The sequence below is a fragment of the Maritimibacter alexandrii genome (genome assembly GCF_005871115.1).
Lineage (GTDB): Bacteria > Pseudomonadota > Alphaproteobacteria > Rhodobacterales > Rhodobacteraceae > Maritimibacter > Maritimibacter alkaliphilus.
Map to the genome: position 1 here is coordinate 587,398 of NZ_SWKQ01000013.1, position 21,848 is coordinate 609,245.

Here is a 21,848-nt window from a genome sequence, read left to right on the forward strand (position 1 = left end):
GGCCTCCATCCAAAAACCACGGAGGCTGATATGGCAAAACTCACCAAGGATTTCTACGCAGTGCCGAAGGGCAAAATTCACCCGGAGTGGCTGAAGGCGGGCTCAGAGGTGTCCGGCGCGGTCGAGGTCGAAGCGCGCGCCGCTGGCGCTGTGGCCGGCAAGGCCGCGCCTGCGACCAAGGCCGCGACGCCGCCGGAGAACAAGGGTGCCTGACGGGCTGCACGGCGCGCGCGGCTATTCCTTGGCCCTGGCCGAGGAAGGTGCGCCCGCCACCCGCGTTCTCTCGACGGAAGAGGCCAAAGAACACCTGCGCGAGCTCGAAGACGATCACGATACGTTGGTCGACGGGCTCGTGCTCGCGGCCGAGGGTCTGCTCGACGGGCCGTTCGGGATCCTCGGCCGGGCGCTGATCACGCAGTCGTGGGTCATGACCCGTGCTGTCTGGCCCTCGGGCGCGTCACTCGATCTACCATTGCCGCCGGTTCAGTCGGTGACCTCGGTCGTCTACATCGATGCCGAGGGCGAGACCCAGACGCTCGCGGCCGAGAGCTATCGCCTCGTGGCCGGTGAAAGCCGGGCGCGCCTCGAGCTCGTCGCAGGGGCGTCATGGCCCGCTGTCTACGACCGTTCAGATGCGATCCGAGTGACCTTCGTCGCGGGCTATGGCGCGGCGGCTTCGGACGTGCCCGAGCCCATCCGACAGGCCGTGCGCCTGCTCGTCGGGTTCTGGTATGAGAACGCGGAGGCGGCCGCGAGCGGGCCGCGCGACATACTGCCCTTCGGAGTGCGCGCATTGCTCGTGAATTTCCGCCGTCCCGAGGGCCTGATCTGATGGCCCGGTCGGGGGCTGCGCGGCTGGATCGGCGCGTCGCGTTCTACCGTTACGCGGAGACCCCGGCCTCGGGCAAGGTGACCGCCACGCGAAACGCCTTGAACGAGGTTGTCCGTCCGGATCCTGCAACGGCCACGCCCGCTCCGGATCCGTTCTGCGAGGCCTGGGCGGCGCGCATGGACCTGTCGGATGCCGAGCGCCTGAAAGCGGGGATCGAGGATGGGTTCCTGCGCACCCGCTGGACGGTCAGGTCGAATGCCAAGACCCGAAGCATCACGGCGGGGGACATGATGATCGCCGATGGCCGTAATTGGGACATCAAGGGCGTGAAGGAGGCCGGGGGCAGCGGCCGCCACCGCTATCTCGAAATCACCGCCGTCGAGGAGCTCTGAGGTGGATCTGAAATTCGAAGGCGGCCGCGAGCTCGAGCGGCTGCTCATGGACCTGCCGTCTACGGTCGCCAAGGCCAGCGGCCGCCGGGTTCTGAAAAAGGCCGCCGCGCCGATCAAGGCCGCCGCCGAGCAGCTGGCTGCCGATGATCCGGCCACTGCCGCCAATGACCTCCATCGCTCCATCGGCATCTCGTCGCGCGCGGCCGCACGAGGCGGAAAGGCCGGGTCGAACGAGGTGCAGCAGAACGTCGGCGTCCTGACCTCGATCCACGACGGTCGCGGACCGGAGCGCCAGCCCTATGCGGCCGCAATGGTCAACGAGTTCGGCAGCCACAAAATGGCCGCGCATCCGTTCATGCGCCCAGCCTTCGAGACACGGGCGCCGGAGGCCTGGGACATCATCGTCGCGCAGTTGCGCATCGACGTCGCGAAGACCGTTGCGCGCCACCAGCGTCGCATGGCGAGGGCCGGAGGATGAAAGAAGCGCTGACCACATACCTGCTCGGCCAGTCGGCGCTCACCGATCTCGTCGGCACCCGGGTCCATTGGACGCGCCTGCCCGAGGGTGAAACCGCCCGGCCCTTCGTGCTGCTGCGCGAGGTGGTGGCGACCGAGCCTTACCACCTCGAAGGGCCGACTGGGCTCACGCGGGCACGTCTGCAGGTCGATGTCTATGCCGATCTCGTTCTCGGCGCGACCGAGGTCGCCCGGATCATCGACGGGCTCCTGGGTGGCTATGTGGGGACCGTCGGCGGTGTCGCCTTCGACCACATCATGAAGATCTCGATGCGTGATGGCGCAGCCGAGGAAATGGACGGTGCCGGGATCCTGTCTCGCGTGATCGTCGAATTTTACTGCGTCTGGAAGGAGACATGAAAGTGACGGATGCGAAAACGGGTTACGGGACCACCCTGAAACGGTCCTCTGACGGCACTTCCGGCGGCACGTTCACCGCCATCGGTCAGGTGCGCTCGATCACGCCCGCGACGCTCACGCGCGACACCAAGGACGTGACCCATCTGGAATCGTCCGGCCGCTACCGCGAGTTCATCGCGAACCTGCGCGATGCGGGCGAGTTCTCGGCCGAGCTCTACCTCGACGCCGATGATGGCACCTACGACACGCTCATCACCGACTTCGAGGACGACGATGCGCAGTATTACCAGATCGAGCTCGCGTCGGGGTCGACCTGGGGTTACACCGCCTATCTCACCTCGCTCACCCCGCCGACGCTCGACGAGAACGAGCTCACGCTGACCGCCACCTTCAAGATCACCGGCGCTCCGGACTGGACGCAGACGTCCTGATCCGGCGCTGAGAGAGGCTTTCCAAAATGACGAAATCCGGCATGGACCCGCGCGCCAAGACCACCTTCGAGGCGGCGGGCAAAACCTACACGCTCCAGTTCACCACGAATGCGCTGGTCGAGCTCGAAGAGGCGACGGGAAAGTCCGTCGTCGATATCCTCGAGAGCGAGCAGCAGTCGATGAAGATGCTGCGGGCGATTTTCTGGGCGGGGCTCATCGAACACCACGACACCATGACCCAGAAAGAGGCAGGCGCGATAATCGACGCGGCTGGCGGCCTCGATGCCGTCATGGATCTGGTAAACAAGGCGATGACCGCCTCCATGCCGGAGAAGGGGGCCGAGGAAAAGACGCCGGGAAAACCGGCAGCGGCCGCCTAGACTGGTCGGCCCTCTGGTCGGAGTGGGTCTCGGCGGGGCAACCGCCGGAGCTGTTCTGGCGGGTCACGCTGCGCGAGTATGACGTGATCCTGAAAGGGGTGGGGGCGCGGCTCGATCGGGAGCGCGCCCTCGTCCAGCTCCAGTCTTGGCTCACGGGCCAGCTGGTCGCGGTCGGCGTGAACGCCCCGGCCAAGTATCCACCTGCCGACCGGATCATCACCGGCGCGGGCCGTCGCCCGGCACAGTCGGACGCCGAAATCGAGCGGATGATCCGCTTCATGCACACCTCGACCACCGGAGAAACCATCCAATGAGCAAGGCCCTGGTCGGCATGCTGCGCGCCGTCCTGTCGCTGGAGACGGGGGCGTTCGAGAAAGGTGCGGATCGCGCCGAGAAGCGGGCGCGCGAATTACGCCGGACGATGACCAATATCGGCAAGGGCATGCGCAACGTGGGCGCGGTCATGACGGCCGCGATCACAGCGCCTGCGGCCGGGCTGACCGCCATGTCCATGCGCGCGGCCGACGCGATGATCGAGCTCGACAACGTCGCGCGGATGGCGGGCCTGAGTGCGGGCCGGTTCAAGGTGCTGTCGCTCACCGCGACCCGGTTCGGCGTCGAGCAGGAAAAGCTGGCCGATATCCTCAAGGACGTGAACGACCGGGTCGGCGATTTCCTGCAGACCGGCGGCGGTCCGATGAAGGACTTTTTCGAGAATATCGCGCCCAAGGTCGGCATCACCAAAGATGCCTTCGTCGGGCTCAATTCGGAGGAAGCGCTCGGGCTCTACATCCGGTCCCTGAAGGAGGCCGGTGTCAGCCAGCAGGAGATGACCTTCTACATGGAGGCGATGGCGTCGGACGCCACCCTGCTCACCGAGATGTTCGACAACTACGGCCGCGCGATCTCGGACATGGCGGCGAAGGCGGCCGAGCTCGGGCTCGTGCTCGACCAGCGCACCATCGACGCGGCGCGCCGCTCGCGTGAAGAGTTCCGGCTCGTCGGCGACATCCTTCGAACCAAGATGCAGGCCGCCCTGGTCGGCCTCATCCCGGTGTTTACGCAGCTGGCCGAGGCGGCCATTCCGATCCTCACCAAGATCACCGACAAGCTGGTGGATCTGGCCGAGTGGTTCCAGAACCTTTCGCCCAAGGCGCAGAAGTTTGTTTCCGTGTCGGCGGCGATTGCCGTGGCCCTCGGCCCGGTGATCGCAGGCATCGGTCTCGCCACCATCGCGCTGGCGCCGTTCGCGGGCGCGCTGGCGACCGTCGTTCCGATCATCGCGGGCGTCGTGGCGGTCGCGGGCGGTCTTTACCTGTCGCTTCGGTCGATCATCCGTCTGTTCCGCTCGATCGCCACTGTTGCGGTCGAGAAGTGGCAGGAGGTGCGCGCGGCGACCGACACCAATCTCGCCGCGATCGCCGAGCTCCTGCGGCGCTATGCGCTCGAACTCGTGGCGCCCTACAAGGCGGCGCTCGAGCAGCTGGTCGAAACCACCCGGGCCGGGATCTCGGCCTTGGGCGACGTGTTCGTGTCTGCCGGTGCGCTTATCCGCGATGGTCTCGCGGGCATGGTCGAGGGCGCGATGGCGATCATCGAGACCCTGAGCCCGCGTCTGGCCGATGCCGTACGCGGTGTCGCGTCGACCGTTTGGGAGGCCGCGCAATCGGTCGGTCGCAACATCATCGACGGGATTCGCGCGGGCATCGATGCCGCGTGGGCGGGCCTGAAGGCCAAGATGGACGAGCTTGGCGCGAAGTTGCCGCAGTGGGTGCGCGACAAACTCGGGATCAAGTCGCCATCGCTCGTCATGCGCAAGATCGGTGAGTTCATCGCCGAGGGCCTGAAGCGGGGGATCACGCGCGGCACCCCGGGTGTGCAGGATGCGATCTCCGATATGACGGACGGCGTCGAGGACACGGCCGTCGAGGCGCAGGTGCTTGAGACCAACCTCGAGGCCGCAGGCGCGGCCGGTGAGGCGCTCGGCGAGGCCGGGGCCGCAGGCGCCCGTCGCATGAAGGAAGAGCTCGCGGGCGCGAAGGATGCCGCCTTCGACGCCACCAAGGCTCTGAAGGGCGTCGGACAGAATTTCCTGCAGGATCTCGTGTCGAACCCGGACTCGGCTTTCAAGAACGCCTGGAGCGGCTTCAAGTCGGCCGCCGGTCAGGCCCTGTCGCAGGCGGTGTTCAACCCGGGCGGCATCGCGGCCGGGTTCACGACGGCCTTCCAGCAGGTCTCGAGCGGACTTTCGGGTCTCGCAGCGGGCGGTGGCCTCGCCGCGCTCGGCACGGCCGTCACAGGCGCCCTGCCGATCATCGGTGCCGTGATCGCCGGAATCAATCTGATCGCGACCTTCTCGAAAAAGACCCAGATCGGCTCGGGCCTGAAACTCGGCGTCGAGGGCGGGCAGGTCACCGGGTCGGCCTATGACGAGTTCGAACGCACCACGTTCTGGGGCCTGTTCAAAAACCAGTTCGATGAAGAGCGCGACCTGCCCGCGCAGCTGGCCCGCTCGCTCAACCGGCAGGCCTCGAAGGTTCAGAAGACCGTGACCGAGCTCTACGCGAAACTCGGCATCTCGGTGCCGGAGGAGCTGCTCGACCGGGTCAAGATGACCATGCGGCGGATCGAGACCGAGAACCTCTCGGCCAACGAGATCGAGGCGCGGGTCGAGCAGATGTTCAAGGAGTATGCGGGCGCCCTGTCCAACGCGATCGCCAAGATGGGCGCGCAGGCGGCCGAGGCCCTGGTCGGGGTGCAGGCCGTGCTCGACCCGATTTCCAAGGACTTCGATCTGTTCGCGGCCTCGTCGCGCCAAGCGGGCGCGGCGGATCTCGGCAAGTTCGGCCGGTCTGCCAAGTATCTCGCCGAGCGTGTCGGCGGGATCGAGGCCCTCGCCTCGAAAACCGGCGCGTATTTCGACGGGTTCTTCTCCGACGAGGAAAAACTCGCCTACATGCGCCGTCAGGTCGCCGGGACGTTCCGCGAGCTCGGCCGGGCCGTGCCGACGACCGACGAGGCGTTCCGCGCGCTCGTGCAGTCGCAGAACCTGCTCACGCAGTCGGGGCGCCGGGCCTTCACCGCCCTGCTCGATATCGCGCCGACCTTCGACCAGATCACCGACATTCTCGAGGCGCAGGCCGAACAGGCGCGCGAGGTGGTCCGGATCCTCGGCGTGGTTGGCATGCGGGTGCGCAGCGACCTCGCCGACGAACTTGTGAGTGTGTTTGGCACGTTCAGTGCGCTCACCACGCAGACGGCCGCGTTCTTCGAGACGTTCTTCTCGCAGGAGGAGAAGCTCGCCTACATGCGCAGCCAGATCGCCGAGGTGTTTGCCGATCTGAACCTCGCCCTGCCCGAAACGATGGCGGGCTTCAAGGCGCTGGTGACCGGCCAGAACCTCATGACGAAGGCCGGGCGCGAGGCCTATGCCGCACTCCTTGGCATCGCGCCGGTGTTCGTGGAGGTGACCGCGACCGTGCTCGAGGCCAGCGGTGCGCTCCGGAGCGCCTACAACCTCGACGCGGGCGGCTACGGGACCGCCTGGGAGGCGAAGCTGGCGAACGAGATTTCGAACGCCGGACGTTACTCCAACACGCTCATCGACACGCAGAACGCCGAGCTCTCGCGCCAGACCGAGCTCTTGCGGGACATCAAGCTGGCGCTCGGGCGCTCGGCCGTCGCGACCGAGGATCTCGCCTTCGAGACGGCTCTGGGGTGACGCCGTGAAACTCATTAAGCCCAACACTCTCACCCTCGCGTCGGCCTCAGAAGACGAGGACGATCATCCCGAGTGGGACAACGCGACCACCTATGCCATCGGCGACTACGTGATCTGGGAGGGCTTCATCTACGTCTCGTCGATCGACAGCAACCTCGGCTACGACCCCTCCGACGAGGTGCAGGCTCTGGAAGGCGCGCGCTGGATCCTCGTGTCGGCCACCAACATCCGCAAGTTCATCGATGGCCAGTTGGGGACGCAGACCACCGGGACGTCGCCGCTCGTGCTCGAGGTCACGGTTGATGCCTTCTCAAATGCCATCGCCCTGTTTGGTCTCAATATGACAGACACGACGATCGAGGTCATCGTCGACAGCGAGGTCATCCAGTCGACCACTCTTGAGACTTCGCCGGAGCCGGTGTCGGATTGGTGGTCGTGGTATAACGCGGTGTTCTTCAATTCGATCCGCCGAACCGTGATCGAGAACATTTTCGCGCCCGCTGGTGCCACCATAAAGCTGACGATCGAGGGCTCATCGCCTGCGCTCGGCATGCTCGTCGTAGGGCGCCAGTATGTGATCGGGCGCACCCTGATCAGCGACCAGACCAAGGCTCGGCGGCGAACCTATACCGAGCTCACCACCGATGCCTTCGGGGTCACGACGGCCACAAAGCGGGCAATTGCGCGCAACGTGACCTACGAGGTCAAGGCTGCCCGGTCGACGTTCCAGTCGATCGAGAACGTGCTCGACGCGGTCGATGGTGTCGCGGTTGTGACCTATGAGGCCACGCTCGCGCCCGAGCTCGTGAATTTCGGCTTCCTGCTGGACATCGAGGTGCCGTCGAACATGCCCGCAAACTTCATCTTTCCAGTGACCTGTCAGGGGGTGATCTGATGACCACGCCAAGCCTTACCGAATTCGACACCGATCAGATCCCGGATCCGAACGAGCCGGAGACGTTCCACGCTTATGCGTTCTATGTCTGGAACCTGCTATCCGGGACGACGATCGGTGAGATCAACGCAGCTCTCGTCTGGATGTCCGCGCTTCTGGCGAGCCTCGAGAACGCGACAAACGCGCTCGAATGGGTGACCGGCACGGCATATGAGGTTGGGGACCGCGTCTGGTCGCCAATCGACCTTCAACTCTATCAGGCGACCGCCGACTTCACGTCGTCGACCGATCCGAGCCTCGACAGCTCGAATTGGGATCTCGTCGGTGGGTTTCCCGTGTCTCATCTCGAGGACACTGACAACCCGCACGGGGTGACGGCCGCGCAGCTTGGCATCGATCTGGATGCCGACTTCGCGGGGCGCCTGATTGCGATGCAGGTGTTCGACACCGCCGGATCGTTTACTTATACGCCGACCGTTGGCGCCGTGCGCGCGCGGGCGCAGGTCGTCGGTGCTGGTGGCGGTGGTGGAGGCGCTGACGGGGACACCACAGGCTCGGAGGCAGGCTCTGGCGGTGGCGGTGGCGCCGGGGCGGAAGCGGATGTCTACTTTACGCTTGACGCGGCGAGCTATGCGGGCGTGTGCGGCGCAGGAGGCACAGGCGGCAACGGGGGAACGGACACGAACGGCTCCAACGGCGGCCTGTCGTCGCTTATGTCGAACGGAGACAGCGGAGCCGGGCTGACGATTTCCGTTGAGGGCGGCTACGGTGCCGAGACGCAGGTCGACACCAATGCCCACACGGCTGCGGGTGGCAACGGCGGCAACGTGACCACATGCACCGGCACGTCGATACTCGCGTCGACCTCTTTCGAAGGAAATTCAGGCTCCAACAGTTTCGGGATCCCGTCCGACGAATTTTCCGGTGCGGGCATCGCAATGGGTGGTGATGGGGCCGGATCGCGGTTCGGCGAGGGCGAGAAAGGTGGTCACGTCGACGTGGCCGGCACCAACGCGCAAGGCTTTGCTTGTGAGGGCAATGGTGGAGGCGGTTCCGGTGCTGCCGCGCTCGGCGCCGTGGCAAATGCGGATGGCGGCGACGGCGCCGACGGGATCATCGTGATTTTTGAATATTCGGAGTGAGCCATGCCTGAAAAACAGAAATTCGCATTCCTCGTCGATGGTGTCGTCGAGGCCGTTCGCAATTATGTGCCCGGCCGGGAGCCGGAAGGACTTATCGCGGTTACCGAGGCAACGGGTCCGGCCGGACCGGGTTTCAGTTGGGATGGCGCGACGTTCGCCCCACCCCCACCGGAGGACATTCCGGCGGAGGATCTCCCTGGTCTGGTGCGGCAGGAGGGGCGCCGTCGCCTCGCCGCGCTCGTGGCGGAATACAGCGACCTCGAGCGTGAGACGTGGAAGGGCCAGCTGGCCGAGGCGCGGATTGTCGTCGTGGACGGCGGGACTTCGTCGCTGGTCGAAGCGCTGGCCTCGCCAAGGGGGCTTTCAGCGACGGAGATGGCGCAGACCATCATCGCCAAGGATGCGGCGCTGAAGGCGGCGATCGGGCCGATCCTCGCGGCGCAAGAGGCACTCCTGAATGCCGATCCGATTCCGCAGGACTATCGAGATGCGAGCCATTGGCCTTCATAGCCCACCCTGCCCTCCATTTTGAAACCTCCAAGAGGACACCCTCATGAGTAACCCATTCAACGCGCGCGAGATGTTCGCGGCCGACCGCTTCGCCGCACTCTCGGGCATGGTCGATTACTGGATCACGCCCACGAAGCATGACTCTACGCCGAACATCCTGGGCAAGGACGGAGCCGAAACCATCGGCACGGCCATCCGGGTTGAGACAGATGCGCAGGTCACGTTCAAGGACCAGTACGGGAATGCCCTGACCGTCAACCTTCTGGCGAATGAGCTTTTTCCGACATCGGTTGGCCAGATCATGTCCACCGACACGGACGCCGTGACGGTGTTCGTCGCCATCGCACCCTGACCCGGAGCCAAACCCCATGACCATCGGTGTCTCGCTCGCAATGTCGCGGCTCGCGTCGCAGTTCGCGGCCAAACAAAATTTCTTTCGCCAGTTCTATTCGTCGGGTGAGGACGGGGCCTGGTTCACGACCGTGTCGTCGAAGCTGTTTCAGAACGCGGCGGGGACCACCCCGGCCGGTACGGGTGACCCGATCGGCCATATCGCCGATGTCTCGGGCAACGGCAATGACGCGACCCAGGGGACGACCGCCGCGAAACCCACGCTCATCGTCGCTGAGAACGGCGACCGGATCATCCAGAACGACGAGATCGACGATGCACTGACGGTGACCTTCGGTGATCTGGGTTCGTCCTGCACGGTCGGCTACGTCACGCAGTCCGAAGTCTGGATCGACGAGGATCAGACCGTGAGTGGAACCGTGACCTTGCCGCAGAAGGATCTGCTCGGGTGGTTTGTGATCGATCGGGCGCTGACCTCGGCCGAGAAGCTCGAGGTCGTGTCGTATTTCGCCCGGCAGGCCACCGGCGTGAATTATGGCGGCACGCTGTCGCGCTTGCAGGAGATCATGCTGAACGCGGTGGATGTCGCGATTTATGACAGCGCCGACGACAGCGATGGCGGTACGGCCATGCTCGCTGAGGGATATCCGCTTCATTTCGTGGCAGTGGCTGAAGCGACGGCGGTGAAGATCTTTGATGCGACGGATCCCGAATTTCCCCTGCACCAAACGCACGATTTCACCGGCTACACAGTCTCTTCGGTTGCCTGCATCGAGGGCGTTCTGGTCGTCGGGACCGGGAGTGGCGCGACTGTCCTGAACCTCGCTGACGGCGACAGCACCGTAACCCCGACGCACACGACTGCGACCAGCCCGGCGATCGTGAACAACACCGTCAACGCCGTCGCCGCCTACGTCCAACCCGACGCACCCACGGACGGCGCGACCGGCCTCAAAGTGCCGACTATCGCGGTCGGGACTGCCGGGGGTCTGAGTGTCATTCTCGACGATGGGACGGTAACAGACAGCCTCGCCACCTTGAGTTTCACTCTGGTCGCCGCAAATGAGCATGGCGTCATTTACGCCCAGAATACCTACAAGAACTGGTATTTCGCGACATGGACTGAGATCGAAGCCGGGGATGGATTTGGCGATAACCTCGCCTCGACAACCGCAGGTCAGCGTGACTTCGATCTCCTGACGCGGGCCTATGCCATCGACATGATGGACGATCTGATCGCAACGGGCGGGCAGAACGCATCGGAACAGGCGGTCAACGGGGTCGCCCTGTATCGCCCGGACTGGACCGACTTCACCAAGACACTTTCGGCCCTGATCACGACCGATTATAACACCGGCTGGATGCTGAACCCGCTCGGGTGCTGGCTATCAGACAGCGACGATACCGAAATCGTGGGTGCCGCGGTTCCTGCCGACATCGTGACGAACGGTGACTTCGCATCGGACCTGTCAGGTTGGACGGTGACGGACTTCACTTGGGACGCCAGCGGGAAGGCGCTCGCGGGCGGTGCCAATGGGCAGATGAGCCAAGACGTTCCAACTGTCGCGGGCTCTTACTACATCGCCCAGCTTACCCACTCGGATCGGACATCTGGTCGGGTTATCCTGTCGGCTGACGGGGTGAATATCCACGACAGCTATATTCAGAACAACGGGACTTATGATGCCTCATTTGAAGCTGGAGACGCCTCGACAACGTTCCTGATCAACGCTGTCTCTGGTTATAACGGAAAGATAGACGATGTGACGGTGATCGGGCCCTACGCCTTTGCGGACAACTTCGCTGCGTATGCGAACCAAACGGCAGCGGAAGCGGCGGGGTGGTTGCCGACCGGCACGGGGGCAGCAAGTTGGTCATTCAACCAGAGTGCTAGTCGTTGGGAACTTGATACCAGCGTAGGTGGCGCAACGAACACAACCGATTTACCGTTCACCGTCGATACTACGTCTGGCGTCACCTATGAATTCGAGATCGAAGTTTCTGGAACTGCTAATCTCGATAACTCTGAATTGAGGCTTCGGGTTGATGGTGAAAACCTCGTGTTTGACGAGACTGGTGGAAATAACATCACAGCCGATGGGACTTACACCGGGCGCATGGTCGCGACCGCATCAACGATGTCAGCCCTAATCCGGTGCTTTAATCCCGATGGAAATGAAACTGCCAACATACTCAGCGTGAAAGTCACCCCTATCGTCACCCAACAAGACCGCTCGGTGAACGGCAATGACCTGATCGTCGTCGGCACCATCACCAAGACCAAGTTGGGCGAAGCGGACTCGTTGGTCTGGTGCGAGCTATCCGCCGACTGCACGGTCACGCTCGACACGGATATTTCCTCGTCTGGCTGCGTCTACTGGTGGGAGGAAGTGGCGGGCGAGCCGCACCTGTATCTGTATGACCTTTCAGGCGGGCAGGATTACGAGGATGGTGCGCCCGGAACAGCCCCGACGACAAGCATCACCTTTTCCGGGGCGGATATGACGCTGAAGGCAGGCAAGAAGATGCGCGGGGTTCGTCCGACAAACACGATCCCCACCGCGGCCCAGATCGCCCAGATCTACGCCGACGAACTCCCCCTCATCAACGGCGGCGCGGCGACCCTGACGGGCACCGACAACGCAGTCGACGCTGTGGCCATCGACCCCGGCACCGGGCTTGTCCACGCGGGTTCGTCGGACGGGCGTTCGATCATCGATGGCCTGGAAAGGGTGCAGAAAACGACCGCCAGCGTGAGCACGGTGATCGCCGCGCTCGATGGTCTGATCCTCGAAAAGTAAGGAGCACTTTATGACCGAGTATGTGATGCGCGCGACCTTCGTGTGTCCGGAGGCACTCATGGCGGACGCGAACCAGCTGGCGCTGGTCGTCGGAGAGAGCCCGGCTGACGTCCACACCTTTGCGCAGGCTCGTTTTGAGGATGCCGGTGGGAACCGATACGCGGTCGCATCCTCGCTGGTGAAGGCCGGGTTTCTTCAGGCTGCGTCGAGTGCCCTTGAAGCGCCCGCGCATTCTCCCGGTGTGGACCTCGAGGCGGCAGGCCGCGCGCAGGCTGCCGTGACGATCTTCGATCCGAACGCACCGCTTGCGGCCGACCCCGCGCGGCTTCTCACCATAGTGAGCGATGATCCAAAGGGGGCGCTCGCGCTCGCGGGGGTCACCCGGATCTAGTCCGCACTCTCCCCACTTTTCCCACCAAGGCACCCGGCCAGACCGGGCATTGCGCGCAGCCACGAAAGGGCCTGCCATGTTTCAGCTCATCCCGAATTGGAAAGAAACGATCCGCTTCGCCTGGTCGGTGCGCTTCATCGCCATCGCCTTCGTGCTCGCGGGTGCTCAGGGCGTCATCGCGCTTCTCGACAAAGCAGCGCCCGCCTGGCTGGTCGTGCTGACGCCGGTTATCGCGGCCGCCGCTGGCCTCGCCCGGATCGTCGCGCAGAAGAACCTGCCCGACTTTCTGACCGATACATCGGGCGCCATCGGTCGGAAGACCGCTGGGGGCGCCGCTGTCGTCGCCGCCGTGATGGCGATGGCCGTGCCGATCACCGCGAAGTGGGAGGGGCTGCGAACTGAAGCCTACCGCGATGTCGTGGGCGTCTGGACGGTCTGCTACGGCGAGACCGAAGGCGTGCAGCCTGGCGACGTCCATAGCTCGGCCGAGTGCGCTGGCATGCTCGAGGAACGGCTGCTCGAGGATTATTACCGCCCGCTCGCCGCGTGCATCCCGACCCTTGTGACCGCGCCGATCGAGGTACAGGCCGCTTTGACCAGCTGGACCTACAATGTCGGCACCGGGGCCGCCTGCCGGTCCACACTGGCGAGATATGCCCGCGCGGGTCAGTGGGAGGCCGCCTGCAATGAACTGCCCCGCTGGAACCGCGCCGGGGGCCGCGTCTGGCAGGGGTTGGTCAATCGCCGGGCCGACGAGCGCGGCCTGTGCCTGTCGGGCCTCTGATGCGCCTGACGCTCATCCTTGGCGCGGTCTCGGCCGCTCTGGCTGTCGGTTGGCTGATCTACCACCTGACGATCCGGAATGCTGCGCTGCGCGAGGATCTGCGCGGGGCCGAGGCGACGATCGAGAATTACCGCGAGGCAGCGAGGGTCGCCAACGACCAGCTGCGCGCCGAGCAGGCACGAAACGCCGCGCTTGAGGCGCGGATCGACGAGTTCGCGGAACTGGAAGGGGCCGACGATGCGCTATCCGATTATGGCCGTGCTGTTCTTGACAGCGTGCGGTGAAACCACGGTCGCCCAACAGCCGATCCCGCCGACCCTGCTCGAGCCTGTGATCGTCCGCTGCGCTGCCGGTACGACCGAGCGCGCTCTCGGTGAGTGTGCCCTGCGACTGCGTGCGGGGCTGGACACGGCCAACGACAAAATCGAAGCGATCAAGGGACTGGTGACGCATGACGGATGAGAACGGCAACCAAATGCCGCGAAAGGCATGGATGAAAGACGAGGCGATCAAGTTCGCCTTCCGGCAATTCCTGACGATCGTCATCACGGGTTTCGTGGCTCTGACCACCGCTCTGGTCTGGGAGCCTGCGCGCGATTGGCTGGTCGGCATGGGGACAATGCCGCGAGAGATCCAGAAGCAGGGCGAACGGATCGAAGCGGTCGAGACGACGGTGCGCCGACTGACGCAGCCGCGCAAGGTGTTCGAGGTGTCCAGGGTAAGCACGCGGCCGGTGGCTGGTTTCTGTGAAGAAGGCGAGCCCTGCCGCATCAAGCTCCGAATCCGCCGCCTCGAGCCGGCGAAGGAATGCCAGATTGTGCCAGGCTCGGTCGAATGGGGCTTCGTGAACCCGCGATCGGAGATCTTCGCCCATGCCGAGCGCGTCGACCCGCCGGCCGGGCGCAACATCGGGCTGACCTGGGAAGACACTTTCGTCACGGTGATCACACCGACAGGGCTGCAGCCGGACGCGAATTTTACGTTCATCGCGAAGTACACGCACTGCCCTGGCTGGATCGAGGGTGAGCCGCCTCTCGAGTATCAGAACGAGCCAATCCCGTTCACGATCAGGCAGGCGGAGTGACCATGCCACGCCGATGCGCAGTTGGCGTGTGGATTGCCGAGCAAAGGATCGGATTTCAGCATGGTCCGCGTGTCACGGCCAAGATATTCGGCTCGGAACGGGCGCTTTGTTTACCCTCGATCGTTGGCGACTCCAATTGACGACATTTTCGTAACCAATGACGAGTTCGGACAAAGTGATTGCACAAATGCAAATTATGGGAGGAATCGGAATGAAATTTGGTCGGATCAGTGCGGCGGTCGCCGCTCTTTTTATGTGCTCCACGCCGCTCTTGGCCGAAGGCAACCTCGCAAGCCAGCCCGAGCGCCTGCCGGATATGGCGATCGACAGCGCGGAACTGACGCTTTCGGTCAATCAATTCGAACTGGAAACCGGCAAGTATTACCGCTGGCGCATCGTCCATGACGGCGGCGAGGAGTTTCAGATCGTCGCGCCGGACCTGTTTCGCAATTCCTGGGTCAGCCAGGTCGTGATCGAAGACCTCGAAGTCAAGCCGCTTGGCCTGCACTCGGTCGAATTCGACGACGAAGGCACCATCGACATCTGGTTCGTTCCGATCCGCCCCGGCGATTTCGATTTCTGGATCGAAGGGTATGAAGAGCGCGGTCTCGCCGGCACTTTCGTGGTGCGCTGATGCGATCAGTCTTTCTCGCCCTCGCAATCGCACTCGTCCCGACGATCGCGTCCGCGTTTGAAACCGGGCGCATCTTCGTCAGCAACGAAAAGAGTCACGACATCTATGTCTTTGACCCTGAATTCAACCTCATCAAGAAGATCGAGACCTCGCGCCGCCCGCGCGACATGAAGTTCAACGCCGACCGCACGCTTTTGTATGTGGCCTGCGGCGATGACGACATCATCGACGTGATCGATGTCGAGACGCTGGAAGTCGTCGACGGCATCCCCACCGGGCCAAGCCCCGAAGTGTTCGCCTTTTCGCCGGACGAGACGCAGATCTATGTCTCGAACGAAGAGGACTCGATGCTCGAGATCATCGACCTCGAGGCGCGCATCACTGTGCATGACGTTCCCACCGGGGCCGAGCCCGAAGGTGTGATCGTCTCGCCCGATGGCGAAACGGTCTATGTCACGTCGGAAGTGGCCGACATGATCCACGTCGTCGACAAGGAAAACGGCGTCGTCACCAACAACATCGTCGTCGGCACCCGCCCGCGCCGTTTCGTCGTGACACCGGATACCGACGAGTTGTGGGTGTCCGCCGAATTGTCGAGCGAGATCTACATCATCGACCGCACCACCGAAGAGGTGAAAGAGGTGCTGGAGTTCCTGCCGCCGGGCTTCCGGCCCGAGGACGTGACGCCCGTGGGCATGGCGCTGACGCAGGATGGCAAGATCGGCCTCATCAGCCTTGGCCGCGCCAACCACATCGCGATCATCGACGCGGTGTCGAAGGAGTTGCTGTCCTACGTGCTCGTGGGGCGTCGCGCCTGGTCGGTCGCACTCACGCGGGACGAACAGACGGCGGTGGTCGCCAACGGCCTGTCCGACGACATCACGCTAGTCGACATGGAAAGCTATCGCCCCATCCGGTCGATCCCCGTGGGCCGTGTCCCGCATACCGTGGTGATTGACGATTGAGCGGCGCTGGTAGCGTGTATTGAGCCGGCCTGTCGGGCCGTCCAAATAACGGAAAGAGAACGGCCCGACAGTCAGCTATGATCTACCCGACCGGGTGCAACGCTGCATGAACGCAGCGCCGCCGATCTCACTGATCTGGACGCGTCAGATCTTCCTGTTCGGCTGGTTGCCTCTGGCGCCGGCCGTGACGAACGTCGAGATCGCGCCGGTGGTGACGCCGGCGGATCGGGACGGGTAGGATTGACCAAGCGGCAGCGAGGCGAATGCCCTCGCCTAGTACTGGCCGTCATCCTCGATGTGAAACCCTTCGGAGAAATCGAAGTAAACCTCACCGATTTTCCTGCCGAAGCTCGTCGTGATATCGTGATGGCCGTCTTTCGTTTCGCCAGCCTCAATCTGGTCGGCGAGTTTCCGTAAGGCTTTTGCGGCCCAGTTTTCGGCCACCTTCATCGAGGGTGCCGCGACCTCCATCTCGATGTCACACTTCAGAAAATTGGTTTCTTCGCTCATGTTTTCCCCTGCAAAAGACTTCATTCCATTGCGCCGCCGGTTGCCGCTCAGTATCCCGGCCTTCGCAGGGCTCTTCGCAGCGCCGGATCTTCTCTACACCACTGATCTCAACAAGAACAGGGCGCGAACGGGCTGCACGGATTTTGCACCACTTTCTGGTGCAGTTCGCGGTAAGTTCCACCAAAACCCGGTAATTTGGCGCTGTCGGTCTCAATTCCATTCCGCCGAAAAAAGCCCTTGTTTTCCTTGGGCCTGATCCGTAAACGGGTCGGCGGAGACGTGGCCGAGTGGTCGAAGGCGCTCCCCTGCTAAGGGAGTAGGCGGGAAACCGTCTCGAGGGTTCGAATCCCTTCGTCTCCGCCACTTCCCGTCCCTGCCCTCGCATGGACCTTTCTCCCCGACCCATAAGCCCCTCACCGATATCGAAGCCGCTTGGCCGCTCGCGGTGGCCGCGTTCTTTGCAATCGCGGAGCGGGATGCTAGATCACCGGGACGGCAGGCGCTTTCGCTGCGCATGGGCCGCGGGCTGTCCGGGTTTCGAGGGGTGCGCACATGGTCGGGTTTCTGGGCAAGCTCCTTGGTCGGTCGAATACGGAAGACGCCGCGCCCGCATTCGCCGCGCCGCTGGCCCCGTCCGAGCCCCTTTGCATCATCGGTGACGTTCACGGCTGCGACACGCTGCTGTCCCGTATGCTCGACCATCTCGACGGGCGTGACGAGGTGGCGCGCGTCGTGTGCGTCGGCGACTATATCGACCGGGGGGAGCAGAGCCGCGCGGTCCTCGACCTCCTTCGCCCGCGCGATGACGGCGACAGGTTCACCTGTCTTCAGGGCAACCATGAAGAGGCTATGCTCGACTTCATCACCGACCCCGATGGGCATGGGCGGCGGTGGCTGCGGTTCGGGGGGCTTCAGACCCTTGCGAGCTACGGGATCGGTGGATTGTCGGAGCAATCGACCGGAGACGCGGTGACCGAGGCCGCAGCGGCACTGGCCGAGGCCCTCGGGCCGGACATGATGAACTGGCTGCGCGCGATGCCGCTTTGGACGATGTCGGGCAACCTGGGAATCGTTCATGCCGCCGCCGACCCCACCAAGCCGCTGGAAGATCAGTCGGGACACGCGTTGAAATGGGGGCACCGTGACTTTCCCGACACAATGCGCGAGGACCGTCTCTGGATCGCGCATGGCCATACGATCATACCCGAGGCACGCGCCGCAGGTGGTATTATCTCCGTGGATACAGGGGCCTATGCCACGGGTCGGCTGTCGGGAATCATCGCCTATCCGGACGGGCGCGCCGAAACGGTGGTCGCGACCTATCAGGGAGTTTCCTGTGGATATCCCTAGTATGTCGCTTCAATCGGACCGCTAGGGCTGGTATCACCTTACTGAGAAAATAATCCTGTCTGGGGGGCAGTCGTGCGGTCAATTCTAATGACGGGTCTGTTTCTGGCCCTTGCCGGATGCGGTGCGATCGGGACGCCCGTGATCGTCGCCGAACGGACGGCGGTCGGCGAGGTCGAAATCGTCGCGATGACGGCGAACAGCATCGCCGCGGCGAACGCGAGCACCTATCAGCCACGCACGCTTCCCGCGATTTTCGCGCGCACCACGGGCACGGCGGGCTCGACGACGGGCTTCGGCGCCCTGCCCGAACCGCCGGTCGCCGAAGAACGGCGCCCCACGGGTCTGAGCACGCGAATCCCGCCGCAGATCGACCCGGGCCCTTACCGGCTTGGCGCGGGCGACATCATCACGCTCGCCACGCCGGAGTCGGCCAACACCGTCGAAGCGCTGACCGGGCTTCTCGCCGCGCAGAGCCGCCGCCTTGGCTACACGATCCAGGATGACGGTTCGATCTCGATCCCGGATATCGGGCGGATCAACCTTGGCGGCATGACGCTGCAAGAGGCCGAAAGCGAGATATTCAGCGCCATGGTCGATCAGGACATGGTGCCCAACTTCTCGCTTGAGGTGTCCGAATTCAACTCCAAGCGGGTGACCGTGGGGGGCGCGGTTCAGTCCGCCGCGATCCTGCCGATCACCGTATCGCCCCTGCGGCTGGCCGAGGCTCTGACGGCCGCCGGCGGGATCGACACCGAGGACCTCGATTACGCGTCGATCCGGCTTTACCGGGACGGGACGATGTATCAGATCCCGCTCGAAACCTATCTCAAGACGCCGAGCATTCAGCGCCTCATCCTCACGGATGGCGACTCCATCTACGTCGATACGGAATACGAGCTCGACCGGGCGCAGGCGTTCTTCCAGCAACAGATCACGGTCAATTCGCTGCGTCAGCAGGCGCGGGCCAACGCCATTTCGCAACTGAACTCCGAGATCGGTATTCGTCGCGCCGAACTGGACGAAGCGCGCGCCAACTATGCGCAACGCATCCAGCTGGACGCGGTCGAGCGGGACTATGTCTATATCGCCGGTGAAGTCGGGCAGCAGAGCCGCTTCACCCTGCCCTTCGAACGCAAGGCGAGCCTTGCGGACGCGCTGTTCAGCGAAGGCGGAGGGGTGCCGAACGCGTCGGGCAATATCGGAGAGGTCTACGTGCTGCGTGGCACCGGCGACGGCAAGGGTATTCGGGCCTGGCACCTCAACGCCTACAACGCCGCGAACCTCGTCCTTGCGACCCGGTTCGAGCTTCGGCCGAACGATGTGGTCTTCGTGTCCGAAAAGCCCCTGACCGCCCTGAGCCGGGTCATGGGCGAAGTGGCCGCAAGCGTCCGCCTTCTGGGGATATGACAGGCACCCCGGCCTGATGCCGGGGTCCGACGTCAGGCGTTGAAGAGGAAGTGGAGGACGTCGCCGTCCTTCACGACGTAAGACTTTCCTTCGGCCCGCATCTTGCCTGCGTCCTTGGCGCCGTTCTCGCCGCCCAGTGCGATATAGTCATCATAGGCGATGGTTTCGGCCCGGATGAACCCGCGCTCGAAGTCGCCGTGAATGACGCCCGCGGCCTGCGGTGCGGCGGTGCCCTCCTTGATCGTCCAGGCGCGCGCCTCTTTCGGACCGACGGTGAAATAGGTCTGAAGGTGCAATAGGTCGTAGCCCGCCTTGATGAGGCGATCCAGACCGGCCTGTTCCAGCCCGAGTTCGTCGAGGAACATGGCCTGTTCTTCCGCGTCGAGCTGGCTGATCTCTTCCTCGATCTTGGCCGAGATGACGACCGACGCCGCCCCCTGTTCCGCTGCCATCTCGGCGACGGCTGCGGAATGTTCGTTGCCCTCGGCCGCCTCGTCCTCGCCCACGTTGCAGACGTAGAGGATCGGTTTGGTGGTCAGAAGCTGGAGCATCTTCCACGCCTTCGCGTCTTCGGCATCCACCTCGACGGTGCGCGCCGGTTGACCGGCTTCCAGGGCCTCCATCGCGGCTTTCATCAGGCGTTCCTGCTGGACCGCCTCTTTGTCGCCACCGCGCACCTTGCGCACGATGTTCTGAAGCCGCTTCTCGATCGACTCCATGTCGGCGAGCATCAATTCGGTTTCGATGGTCTGGGCATCTTCGACCGGGTTCACGCGACCTTCGACATGGGTCACGTCGCCGTCCTCGAAACAGCGCAGAACGTGGGCGATGGCATCGACCTCACGAATATTGGCGAGGAACTGGTTGCCCAGCCCTTCCCCCTTGGACGCGCCTTTCACGAGGCCCGCGATGTCGACGAAGGTCATCCGCGTCGGAATGATCTCTTTCGACTTGGCGATTTCGGCCAGTTTGTCGAGACGCGCATCGGGCACGGCGACCTCGCCCACGTTGGGTTCGATCGTGCAGAACGGGAAGTTCGCCGCCTGCGCCGCGGCGGTGCGCGTCAGTGCGTTGAACAGGGTCGACTTGCCGACGTTCGGCAGCCCTACGATCCCCATGCGAAAGCCCATGCTCGTCTCCTTCGGAATTGTCCCGCGCCTTCTATGTGCAAAACCCCTCGCCCGCAACGGGGCGCGTGATAGGGTCTGCGGGCAGTCTTGATGGAGTTTCCGATGCAGCCGATTCCTTATCTTTTCTTCTCGAACACGGCCCGCGAGGCGTTCACGTTCTATGGCGAGGTGTTCGGCGCCGATCCCGAAATCATGGAGATGGGCGACCAGATGCCGGGCGTCGACCCCAAGACGGTGATGCATGCGGCACTCAAGGTCGGCGACGGCTGGATCTACGGTTCCGACGATCCTTCGGGCACGGATTTCTCGTCGATGGCCGGGTGCAATATCCACGTCAGCTTCCCGACAGTGGACGAGGCGACGCGCGTGTTCAACGCGCTGTCCGACGGTGGCGAAATCAGGATGCCGCTGGAGGCGACGTTCTGGGCCCCGGCCTTCGGCGCGTTTTCCGACAGGTTCGGCATCCGCTGGATGGTGTCCGCCGATCCGGCCGAGTGACCTCAGCCCCGGCTGAACATCCGGAAGGCCGTCGACGCGCCGTAGCCCGCGATGATCGCGATGGCGAGCGACAGCAACCCGTACCAGAGCGGCTGGTCGTGGGCGAGGTTGTAAAGCCAACGTTCCAGCCCGACCTTCTGCACACTCACGTATGAGATGTGATCCGATACGATATTGCCGTTCCGGGTCAGATAGATACGCGCGGTGTAGAGCCCTTCGACGAGGTTCGAGGGAAGCTGCACGGCGGTCGAGAACAGGGTTTCCTGATTGAGGTCGATGGAGCTTTCTTTCAGCGTGTAGAGGTCGGCCTCTTCCCGGATGCGAATGACGGCATCCACGAACGCCTGTTCGTCCGCGATGTCGGGCCGGTCGAGTATCCAGATCGCCTCGTCGATCGAGACGAGGCGCCGCGCGTTGGCCTCTTCATTCACCACATCGTCGAACACGCCGGAGGTGGCGACGGCATAGAACGAGGGCACGTTGCTGACGCGCACTTCGTCGGTGTTGATCCAGATACCGAACCGCCTGTCCTTGCGCCGGACCGTGATCGCCTGCGTCGGCCCTTCGATCACGACGACGACGCCGAGCTCACTGTCGGGCGCGGGCCGTTCGCGCTTCACCGCACCGAAGACGAGGATTTCCGAGCCGACGAAGGTCGCGTCGATGGCGACGCGGTTCTGGCTCATCCCCGCGACGATCTGCTCCTGCTGGGCACGCGCGGGGACTGCGAGGAATAGGGTGAGGATCAGAACCAGACGCAGCAT

At 63.9% G+C, this 21,848-nt stretch carries 28 protein-coding genes and 1 tRNA gene; 26 read left to right on the top strand and 3 right to left on the bottom strand.

Going from position 1 to position 21,848, the window contains the following annotated elements; translation table 11 throughout:
* Positions 1 to 30: 30 nt before the first annotated feature.
* The 22 genes from FCT00_RS15455 to FCT00_RS21770 all read left to right on the top strand — a co-directional run bounded on the left by FCT00_RS15455 (position 31) and on the right by FCT00_RS21770 (position 16,427).
* Positions 31 to 213 (top strand): hypothetical protein, encoded by a 183-nt coding sequence (locus FCT00_RS15455; RefSeq protein WP_138423715.1) that lies wholly within the window; start codon positions 31 to 33, stop codon positions 211 to 213.
* Positions 206 to 832: a head-tail connector protein gene (locus tag FCT00_RS15460; RefSeq protein WP_171043013.1), complete on the top strand. Its 627-nt coding sequence runs from the start codon at positions 206 to 208 to the stop codon at positions 830 to 832. The genes FCT00_RS15455 and FCT00_RS15460 overlap by 8 nt, the downstream gene beginning before the upstream one ends.
* On the top strand, positions 832 to 1,224 hold the full coding sequence (locus tag FCT00_RS15465) for a phage head completion protein (protein WP_138423717.1): 393 nt from the start codon (positions 832 to 834) through the stop codon (positions 1,222 to 1,224). The genes FCT00_RS15460 and FCT00_RS15465 overlap by 1 nt, the downstream gene beginning before the upstream one ends.
* Before the next feature lies 1 nt (position 1,225).
* Entirely contained in the window at positions 1,226 to 1,702 is a 477-nt protein-coding gene (locus tag FCT00_RS15470; RefSeq protein ID WP_138423718.1) for an HK97-gp10 family putative phage morphogenesis protein, read from the top strand.
* The gene (gene gp17, locus FCT00_RS15475; protein ID WP_138423719.1) at positions 1,699 to 2,100 is read left to right on the top strand and encodes a tail completion protein gp17; all 402 of its coding nucleotides are present in this window, start codon (positions 1,699 to 1,701) and stop codon (positions 2,098 to 2,100) included. Before FCT00_RS15470 ends, gp17 begins: the two co-directional genes overlap by 4 nt.
* Positions 2,097 to 2,531, top strand: a complete 435-nt coding sequence (locus FCT00_RS15480) for a phage tail tube protein (protein ID WP_138423720.1) — start codon at positions 2,097 to 2,099, stop codon at positions 2,529 to 2,531. The genes gp17 and FCT00_RS15480 overlap by 4 nt, the downstream gene beginning before the upstream one ends.
* 26 nt (positions 2,532 to 2,557) lie before the next feature.
* A complete protein-coding gene (locus tag FCT00_RS15485; protein WP_138423721.1) occupies positions 2,558 to 2,911 on the top strand; it encodes a GTA-gp10 family protein in 354 nt (117 codons plus the stop codon).
* Between the two features lie 83 nt (positions 2,912 to 2,994).
* The gene (locus FCT00_RS15490) at positions 2,995 to 3,225 is read left to right on the top strand and encodes a hypothetical protein (protein WP_138423722.1); all 231 of its coding nucleotides are present in this window, start codon (positions 2,995 to 2,997) and stop codon (positions 3,223 to 3,225) included.
* The gene (locus tag FCT00_RS15495) at positions 3,222 to 6,632 is read left to right on the top strand and encodes a phage tail protein (RefSeq protein WP_138423723.1); all 3,411 of its coding nucleotides are present in this window, start codon (positions 3,222 to 3,224) and stop codon (positions 6,630 to 6,632) included. Before FCT00_RS15490 ends, FCT00_RS15495 begins: the two co-directional genes overlap by 4 nt.
* A 4-nt stretch (positions 6,633 to 6,636) precedes the next feature.
* Positions 6,637 to 7,527, top strand: coding sequence for a hypothetical protein (locus tag FCT00_RS15500; protein ID WP_138423724.1), 891 nt, complete (start codon positions 6,637 to 6,639; stop codon positions 7,525 to 7,527).
* The gene (locus FCT00_RS15505) at positions 7,527 to 8,669 is read left to right on the top strand and encodes a glycine-rich domain-containing protein (RefSeq protein WP_138423725.1); all 1,143 of its coding nucleotides are present in this window, start codon (positions 7,527 to 7,529) and stop codon (positions 8,667 to 8,669) included. The genes FCT00_RS15500 and FCT00_RS15505 overlap by 1 nt, the downstream gene beginning before the upstream one ends.
* A 3-nt stretch (positions 8,670 to 8,672) precedes the next feature.
* Positions 8,673 to 9,179: a hypothetical protein gene (locus tag FCT00_RS15510; RefSeq protein WP_138423726.1), complete on the top strand. Its 507-nt coding sequence runs from the start codon at positions 8,673 to 8,675 to the stop codon at positions 9,177 to 9,179.
* A gap of 43 nt (positions 9,180 to 9,222) precedes the next feature.
* Positions 9,223 to 9,531, top strand: coding sequence for a hypothetical protein (locus FCT00_RS15515; protein WP_138423727.1), 309 nt, complete (start codon positions 9,223 to 9,225; stop codon positions 9,529 to 9,531).
* 16 nt (positions 9,532 to 9,547) lie between these two features.
* Positions 9,548 to 12,331 (top strand): autotransporter outer membrane beta-barrel domain-containing protein, encoded by a 2,784-nt coding sequence (locus FCT00_RS15520; RefSeq protein WP_138423728.1) that lies wholly within the window; start codon positions 9,548 to 9,550, stop codon positions 12,329 to 12,331.
* Between the two features lie 10 nt (positions 12,332 to 12,341).
* The gene (locus FCT00_RS15525) at positions 12,342 to 12,722 is read left to right on the top strand and encodes a hypothetical protein (protein WP_138423729.1); all 381 of its coding nucleotides are present in this window, start codon (positions 12,342 to 12,344) and stop codon (positions 12,720 to 12,722) included.
* Between the two features lie 76 nt (positions 12,723 to 12,798).
* Positions 12,799 to 13,506, top strand: a complete 708-nt coding sequence (locus FCT00_RS15530) for a lysozyme (RefSeq protein WP_138423730.1) — start codon at positions 12,799 to 12,801, stop codon at positions 13,504 to 13,506.
* Positions 13,506 to 13,790 (top strand): hypothetical protein, encoded by a 285-nt coding sequence (locus FCT00_RS15535; protein ID WP_138423731.1) that lies wholly within the window; start codon positions 13,506 to 13,508, stop codon positions 13,788 to 13,790. Before FCT00_RS15530 ends, FCT00_RS15535 begins: the two co-directional genes overlap by 1 nt.
* The gene (locus tag FCT00_RS15540; protein ID WP_138423732.1) at positions 13,774 to 13,968 is read left to right on the top strand and encodes a hypothetical protein; all 195 of its coding nucleotides are present in this window, start codon (positions 13,774 to 13,776) and stop codon (positions 13,966 to 13,968) included. Before FCT00_RS15535 ends, FCT00_RS15540 begins: the two co-directional genes overlap by 17 nt.
* Positions 13,958 to 14,590 carry a hypothetical protein gene (locus FCT00_RS15545; protein ID WP_138423733.1) on the top strand — a complete coding sequence of 211 codons (633 nt, stop codon included), beginning with the start codon at positions 13,958 to 13,960 and terminating at the stop codon, positions 14,588 to 14,590. The genes FCT00_RS15540 and FCT00_RS15545 overlap by 11 nt, the downstream gene beginning before the upstream one ends.
* Positions 14,591 to 14,801: 211 nt before the next feature.
* Entirely contained in the window at positions 14,802 to 15,224 is a 423-nt protein-coding gene (locus FCT00_RS15550; RefSeq protein WP_138423734.1) for a cupredoxin domain-containing protein, read from the top strand.
* Entirely contained in the window at positions 15,224 to 16,189 is a 966-nt protein-coding gene (locus FCT00_RS15555; protein WP_138423735.1) for a PQQ-dependent catabolism-associated beta-propeller protein, read from the top strand. Before FCT00_RS15550 ends, FCT00_RS15555 begins: the two co-directional genes overlap by 1 nt.
* 106 nt (positions 16,190 to 16,295) lie before the next feature.
* A complete protein-coding gene (locus tag FCT00_RS21770; protein WP_268920927.1) occupies positions 16,296 to 16,427 on the top strand; it encodes a hypothetical protein in 132 nt (43 codons plus the stop codon).
* A 35-nt stretch (positions 16,428 to 16,462) separates the two neighbouring features.
* On the opposite strand, the gene FCT00_RS15560 is transcribed toward FCT00_RS21770, so the two are convergent.
* Positions 16,463 to 16,699 carry a hypothetical protein gene (locus tag FCT00_RS15560; RefSeq protein ID WP_138423736.1) on the bottom strand — a complete coding sequence of 79 codons (237 nt, stop codon included), beginning with the start codon at positions 16,697 to 16,699 and terminating at the stop codon, positions 16,463 to 16,465.
* Between the two features lie 273 nt (positions 16,700 to 16,972).
* Here FCT00_RS15560 and FCT00_RS15565 point away from each other — a divergent pair.
* The 3 genes from FCT00_RS15565 (at position 16,973) to FCT00_RS15575 (ending at position 19,456) form a co-directional block, all read left to right on the top strand.
* Positions 16,973 to 17,062 (top strand) — tRNA-Ser (locus FCT00_RS15565).
* A gap of 189 nt (positions 17,063 to 17,251) precedes the next feature.
* The gene (locus tag FCT00_RS15570; RefSeq protein WP_138423737.1) at positions 17,252 to 18,049 is read left to right on the top strand and encodes a metallophosphoesterase; all 798 of its coding nucleotides are present in this window, start codon (positions 17,252 to 17,254) and stop codon (positions 18,047 to 18,049) included.
* An 87-nt stretch (positions 18,050 to 18,136) separates the two neighbouring features.
* Positions 18,137 to 19,456 carry a polysaccharide biosynthesis/export family protein gene (locus tag FCT00_RS15575; RefSeq protein WP_138423738.1) on the top strand — a complete coding sequence of 440 codons (1,320 nt, stop codon included), beginning with the start codon at positions 18,137 to 18,139 and terminating at the stop codon, positions 19,454 to 19,456.
* Between the two features lie 32 nt (positions 19,457 to 19,488).
* Here the strand turns inward: FCT00_RS15575 and ychF are convergent, their stop codons facing one another.
* Entirely contained in the window at positions 19,489 to 20,586 is a 1,098-nt protein-coding gene (gene ychF, locus FCT00_RS15580; RefSeq protein WP_008330948.1) for a redox-regulated ATPase YchF, read from the bottom strand.
* A 102-nt stretch (positions 20,587 to 20,688) separates the two neighbouring features.
* Between ychF and FCT00_RS15585 the strand changes: the two genes are divergently transcribed.
* On the top strand, positions 20,689 to 21,084 hold the full coding sequence (locus FCT00_RS15585; protein WP_138423739.1) for a VOC family protein: 396 nt from the start codon (positions 20,689 to 20,691) through the stop codon (positions 21,082 to 21,084).
* A gap of 2 nt (positions 21,085 to 21,086) precedes the next feature.
* On the opposite strand, the gene FCT00_RS15590 is transcribed toward FCT00_RS15585, so the two are convergent.
* Positions 21,087 to 21,848: a TIGR02186 family protein gene (locus FCT00_RS15590; RefSeq protein WP_008330958.1), complete on the bottom strand. Its 762-nt coding sequence runs from the start codon at positions 21,846 to 21,848 to the stop codon at positions 21,087 to 21,089.